3 protein-coding genes and 1 pseudogene are annotated in these 2,839 nt (G+C 72.5%); 2 read left to right on the top strand and 2 right to left on the bottom strand.

Annotated elements, in window-relative coordinates; all coding sequences use genetic code 11:
• Nucleotides 1-373, top strand: a 373-nt coding sequence (locus tag VF468_26110; protein ID HEX5881761.1) for a hypothetical protein, incomplete at its 5' end; no start/stop codon positions are given.
• Between the two features lie 7 nt (nt 374-380).
• Here the strand turns inward: VF468_26110 and VF468_26105 are convergent.
• The gene (locus tag VF468_26105; protein HEX5881760.1) at nt 381-1,331 is read right to left on the bottom strand and encodes a COX15/CtaA family protein; all 951 of its coding nucleotides are present in this window, start codon (nt 1,329-1,331) and stop codon (nt 381-383) included.
• A gap of 22 nt (nt 1,332-1,353) precedes the next feature.
• Between VF468_26105 and VF468_26100 the strand changes: the two genes are divergently transcribed.
• Nucleotides 1,354-1,875: an N-acetyltransferase gene (locus tag VF468_26100; protein HEX5881759.1), complete on the top strand. Its 522-nt coding sequence runs from the start codon at nt 1,354-1,356 to the stop codon at nt 1,873-1,875.
• 13 nt (nt 1,876-1,888) lie between these two features.
• Here VF468_26100 and VF468_26095 read toward each other — a convergent pair.
• Nucleotides 1,889-2,782: pseudogene (locus VF468_26095) on the bottom strand (DUF222 domain-containing protein).
• Nucleotides 2,783-2,839 lie beyond the last annotated feature (57 nt).

Genomic DNA, 2,839 nt, shown 5'->3' with positions numbered 1-2,839 from the left:
GCCATGGGCGGCGGCCGCCTTCGCACTCGCTCTCGTCCTGTGCGGGGCTGCGCTGCTCCGCCCGCCACCGGAGCGGGAACTGCCGGCCCGAGTGGTCTCCACGGCGCGGCGCCTGCGCTCGTTCGCCCGCGCACACGGGGTGGGGCCGGGAGAACCGGTGGGAGGCTACGCCACGCCCGTCGGCGAGTCCGGCGTGCGGATGTTCGTCGTGGCTCCCGACGGTCGCTGGGCAGACACCATGGTCTCCGCCGCCGAGGCGGCGCAGATAGCCCAACTCGCCCGGGTCGACCTGAACGATCCCGCCGACCCGACGACGGGACAACGGGTACGCGTCGACGACGACCTCTGGACGGCCATGGCGCGATCGTGGTGAGACGGCCTCAGCTGGGCATCCACCGAGCGGCCAGCCAGGCGTCCACGACAGCGGCCACCAGCAGCACCGCCCCGAGCATGTGCAGGCCCACCAGCAGAACCGGCAGGTCGAGGGCGTACTGGACGAGGCCCACGAGTCCCTGCCCCAGTTCGACCGCCACCAGAACTGCTGCCGCCTGCGCCGACCTGCCCGGCGAACCCAGCGCCCGGCCAGCGAAGTAGAGGCCGACTGACAGGCCGATCAGCACGCATACGGCATCTGTGTGCAGTTGTGCCATCGACTCCAGGTCGAGGCCGGTCCGCCGCGCGTCCTCGTCGCCGGCGTGCGGCCCCGTTCCCGTGACGACCGTGCCCAGGTAGACGACGACCGCCGCGGCAGCGAGCGTCACTCCGGCGAGGCGAGCCAGCCATGGCGAGCCGACTTCGTCCGGGCGCGCACCCAGCGGCCGCTGGGCCCGGCGGACGAGCACGGTGGCCACGGCCACCAGGACGGCTGAGCACATGAAGTGGAGCGTGACGATCCACGGGTTCAGATGGGTCCACACCGTGACCATGCCGATCAGCGCCTGCGCGGGGATGCCGACGACCAGGGCTACCGCGGGGACGATCAGGTCGCGTCGGGGCCGTTCGGAGCCGAGGGTTCTGAGGACGGCGATCAACGTCAGTGCGGCTATGGCGGCGAGCACGAAGGTGAGCAGGCGGTTGCCGAACTCGATGAGGCCGTGGATACCGAGCTCCGGTGTGGCCACCAGTGACTCGTCCGTACACCGCGGAACCGTGGGGCACCCCATGCCCGAACCGGTCAGCCGTACCGCCCCGCCGGTGACGACGATCCCCAGCTGATACACCAGCGACGCGACCGCCAGTCGGCGCAGCGTCCGTTCGGACGGCACCGGGAGCCGGTCCCATGGCCGCGGCCGGGGCGGCCGGCCGGTCGCCGCGGTGTCGGTGACGGTCACGCGGTCATCGTAGGGTTGCGGCGTGCTGGTGCGGCGCGAGGTTCCGGCCGACGTCGAGGGGATCCGAACCGTCCACGCGTCGGCGTTCGCCGATCCCGCGCATCCGGAGCGGCCACCGGTCGAGGTCGACCTGGTCGACGCGCTGCGCGGTGGTGATGCTTGGCTGCCGGAGCTCTCCCTGGTCGCCGTCGGCCCGGACGGGACCGCCGACGGCCACGTCGTCTGCACCCGAGCACAGGTCGGGCCCGCGGCTGTTCTCGCGCTCGGGCCGGTGGGTGTACGAGCCGATCGCCAGCGTCGTGGAATCGGCGGCGCGCTCATGCACGCCGTGCTGGGTGCTGCGGACGCGCTGGACGAGCCGCTGGTCGCCCTGGTCGGCCACGCCGACTATTACCCGAGGTTCGGCTTCCGACCGGGACAGGAGTACGGGATCACCCCACCGGTCGCCTCATGGGGGCCCAACTTCCAGGTGCGCCTTCTGACGTCGTACTCCCCGGCGATCGCCGGCGAGTTCCGCTTCGCGCAACCCTTCCACGACCTGTGACTACGGCCGCTGTTCAGAATGGTGGTGGGTCGGGGTCGGCTGGTGTCGGGCGGGCTGGTGGGTCTTCCGGTGGGGGTTGGGGGAGGAGTCCGACGATCTCGGGGTCGACCTGATACCGGTGTCCGGTGGGTGCGGTCCAGACGAATCGGCCGGGTTCGGGCTGGTGCAGCCTCCAGCCGTGGTGGGTTTTGTCGTTGTGGTGACCCCGGTGCAGCGGCCCCAGATTGCGAGCGGCGGTGACACCGCCGTGCTCCCAGGGGATGGTGTGGTCCAGATCGCAGCCCTCGGCCGACCGGCCGCAGGTGGGGAAGCGGCAGGTCTGGTCGCGGACGATGACGTGCTCGGCCAGATCCGCCGGCGGCAGATACCGCTGGCGGCCGACGTCGAGGACGGCTCCGGTGGCGGGGTCGGTGAGCAGCCGGCGCCAGGTGCCGTCGGCGGCGATGCGGCGGGCCACGGCGGCGGTGATCGGGCCGTAGCCTTCGAGGTGGGCGGGCTGGTCGTCGACGCCGATCAGCGTCGAATACGCGACGGTCACGTTCACCGCCACCGGCCTGCCCCGGCGGGTGCCTAGCCGTAGCCCGAGGTGGTTGCAGTCGTCCCGGCAGCAGCCCAAATGCCCGGACATCAACGCGGACCAGCCCAACCCGGCCAGCACATCCGCCCGCAGCTGATCCAACGTCCGCTCGTCCCCGCTGCCGCTGCTGTCTTGATGGAGGTGGCGGGCGGCGGCGTCGACGGCGGTGTAGAGGGCGGCGGCGTCCTCGGCGGGTAGCCGGATCAGCAGGGAGGCCATGCCGTCGGGTTCGGGGCAGGGCGGGGAGACGAACCGGCCGGCCCGCGCCGTCTGGTGCCGCTCCTCCGCGTCGGCCGGATCGGCCGCCAGCACCGCCTTGCGGGCGGCGGCGCGTAGCTGGGTGGCGGGTCAGCCGGGGCGCCGTCGCCAGCAGCGTTGCTTCCACCT

The sequence above is a fragment of the Actinomycetota bacterium genome (genome assembly GCA_036280995.1).
In the GTDB taxonomy this organism is placed as follows: domain Bacteria; phylum Actinomycetota; class CALGFH01; order CALGFH01; family CALGFH01; genus CALGFH01.
The sequence above is the reverse complement of the archived record's forward strand: the minus strand, read 5'-3'. Positions and strand labels throughout refer to the sequence as shown.